The following is a 2,967-nucleotide window of genomic DNA, read 5'->3' as shown; positions in this document are numbered from 1 at the left end:
GGCGACCTGCTGCGAGAACACGAGGTAGACGTGCTGATCAACCCCGGCGGACCCGCCTCGATCCGGTTGATCGGCAGCGTCTTCGCCGAGAACCTGACGGTGTAGAAGTACTAGGACAACAGCACTGGGGTGCGTTCGAGCCGACTGGGCCGCACGCACCAACACTTACTAGCTAGTGTCCTGCACCGGAAATCCGCCAGGCAAGTCTAGTGCGGGTTGATGGCGCGGATTGGACGTCCTCCTGCTGGGGGGGTGACGTTGACCAAGCAGGAGCGGGAGACGCTGCAGCGTTGGCGCGGCGGGCGAAGTCGTCGCAGGTGCTGGTGCAGGATCGTGCTGGCGTGCGCGGATGGTGTGCCGGGCAAGCAGATCGCCGAGGATCTGCGGGTGCATCCATCGACGGTGGCCAAGTGGCGCAGGCAGGTTCTCCCGCATCGGCTGGACGGCCTGTTCGATGAGCAACGGCCAGGACGGCCGCCGTCGATCACGGTGGACCAGGTCGAGGAGGTGATCGTGGCGACGCTGGGGGAAACCCCGCGTAACGCCACGCACTGGTCGCGGACGTCGATGGCGGAGAGGTCCGGGTTGAGCAAGTCGACCATCGGCCGGATCTGGCGCGATTTCGGCCTCAAGCCCCACCGTGCCGAGACGTTCAAGCTCTCCACTGATCCGCTGTTCGTGGACAACGTCGTCGATGTTGTTGCCCTGTATCACAATCCGCCCCAGCGGGCGGTGGTGCTGTGCGTCGACGTGAAGAGCATGCCCGCTGGGGGGGTGTCATGACAACCGTGTAAGCCACGGGTGATCCAAGATCGACCGCTGTGATCGACACGGCGGTCGGGAAGGACATCCACGTGAGTGAGCACCACCCCGATCCCGACGCGGAGACCGCGGCGGCAAGGCGGCCCGCCGAGGCCCTCACCCCGTCGCCGGGTCCGGAAATTCCCGTAATGGCAGTTCAACGAAGACGGTGTCGACGTTGAACGGGCCGGTCACTTTCGCCGTGCCGCGTGACCGCAACGGCGAGTTCGAGCCGAAGATCGTGCCGAAACGCATCCGGCGGGTCGGCCAGATCGACGAGCTCGTACTTTCCTGTTATGCCCGTGGCATGTCGACCCGGGACATCGAGGCGCACCTGCTCGAGGTGTATGGCGTGAAAGCGTCTCGTGAGATGGTGTCCAACATTACCGATGTGGTCACCGATGAAATCGAGATCTGGCGCAACAGGCCGGTCGCCGAGGTTTATCCGATCGTCTATGCCGACGGTATCCGGGTCAAAGTCCGCGACAAGGGCGCGGTCACGGTCGAGAGCGCGCACCTGGTCATCGGGGTCGATGTCGACGGGCGCAAGCACGCGCTGGGCTGCTGGATCGCCGAGACCGAGGGCACGAAGTTCTGGCACTCGGTGCTCACCCGTGTCGCGTTTGAAATCGATCAAGAGAAGCATGTACGGGCATGTGAAGTTCGACTTGCTCCGCAAGAAGGTCCTCTGCCGAGTCTGACCCACCAAATGTTGATCACGCAGTCTGCGACAGGACCCTATTCAGAGAGCGCTATCACCTCTCGTATACCTCTCTGTCTCGCTTGCCGGACGCGCCCCATCTGACGGTGCTGGCACGCCCCGGCGTTGTCAGGGCCGCTTGCCACCCTCCCCAGCACCTCCTGGGTCAGGCTGCCCTCTGCTTCACAGCCCTGCTGCGACAGGACGACGGCGAAGGTCTCTCATCTCCACTCGATCAACCAGCGCCTCACTGCACACGCGCCACAGGTGCCATCGGCCATTGACCTGCACCGCGCCGGGCAGAGCACGGCGGACAGCCTCGGCGTAGGCGGCCGAGCCGTCCCGGCACACAACCTCGCCACCGGGGTGCTCGCGCAGCCACGACTCCAGGGTGGCCGCGTCACGACCGGGCAGGACCGCGATACGTCGGCCGGTCTCGGCATCGATGATGATCGTGGCGCAGCGACGGCGGCGACGCAGGGCGAAGTCGTCCACGCCGATCACCCGCGGAATCGTCAGCCGGGGCAGCGGCAGGCACCGCAGACGGCGCAACGCGGTGCTACGGGACACGGGCACAGCGCGCAAGCCGGCCAGGCATGCCGTCACCCGGCCACCTAACTCTCGCGCCACATGGGATATCTGCCGGACAAGCCGCACTGTGCGGCGCTGATGGCGTCCAGCAGTCCAGGAATCTGTTCCCGGAACGTCTGCCGCGGGCAATCCCGACCACAAATCCGCGAGCAGGTGTGACTACCAACTGCGGGAGCCGGGGGAACCGATCGGGCAAGAACAGCCGGGGTGGCCGCTGGTGTGTCGGACACGGTGGACTCGCCTGAAACTGGTGGGGATGGTGTCAGTGGCTCGGTGGTGGTTAATGTGGTGCGAGCATGACGGCGATCGCGGTGGCTGCGTGGAAGTCACGCTGGGCTAGCAGGTCAGCGATGACGTTGATCCACGGGAGTGCCGGCTGTTCAGGGACGCGATACCGGGTCAGGAGGTTCCTGGCCTCGTCGTGGTGGGGTGAGTCGGTCGTGTTCTGCCTGGCGAGGAGGCCGGGTGGGGGATGAAGCCCGAACGCGGGGTCTGGCCTGTGATGGTTCAGCGTCGGGTCGTTCGGGCCGGCGTCGCCGAGATGCCACTCACGCGTCGGCGTTGATTCCGCTATTGCGGAGTCCGTGCCCGCGTTCAGCGATCCCGGATCGAACACGCCGAAATCGAACACACCGAAGGCGGGTGCGTCAGGGTCGAGCGCACTGAAATCGAGCGCGCCGAAGTCGAGCGCGTCCGGATCGAGCGCGCCGAAGTCGAGCGCGTCCGGATCGAGCGCGCCGAAGTCGAGCGCGTCCGGATCGAGCGCGCCGAAGTCGAGCGCGTCGGGATCGAGTGCGCCGAAGTCGAGCGCACTGAAGTCGGGTGGGTCAGAGTCGGGTGCGCTGAAGTGGGGTGTGTTGGGGTTGGGTGGGTTG

At 65.7% G+C, this 2,967-nt stretch carries 4 pseudogenes; 2 read left to right on the top strand and 2 right to left on the bottom strand.

The window, feature by feature from the left end:
- Nucleotides 1–219: 219 nt before the first annotated feature.
- Together ABZX92_RS45570 and ABZX92_RS45565 are read left to right on the top strand one after the other, a co-directional pair.
- A pseudogene (locus ABZX92_RS45570) lies at nt 220–759 on the top strand (IS630 family transposase); the annotation flags it as partial.
- Nucleotides 760–931: 172 nt separating this feature from the next.
- Nucleotides 932–1,414: pseudogene (locus tag ABZX92_RS45565) on the top strand (transposase); the annotation flags it as partial.
- Between the two features lie 321 nt (nt 1,415–1,735).
- Here the strand turns inward: ABZX92_RS45565 and ABZX92_RS45560 are convergent.
- Nucleotides 1,736–2,223 (bottom strand): annotated as a pseudogene (locus tag ABZX92_RS45560) (transposase); the annotation flags it as partial.
- A gap of 149 nt (nt 2,224–2,372) precedes the next feature.
- Nucleotides 2,373–2,967: pseudogene (locus tag ABZX92_RS45555) on the bottom strand (hypothetical protein); the annotation flags it as partial.

This window comes from Lentzea sp. NPDC006480 (genome assembly GCF_040611995.1).
Classification (GTDB): domain Bacteria; phylum Actinomycetota; class Actinomycetes; order Mycobacteriales; family Pseudonocardiaceae; genus Lentzea.
Note: the sequence above shows the minus strand (reverse complement) of the source record. Positions and strands in the feature narration are given on the sequence as shown.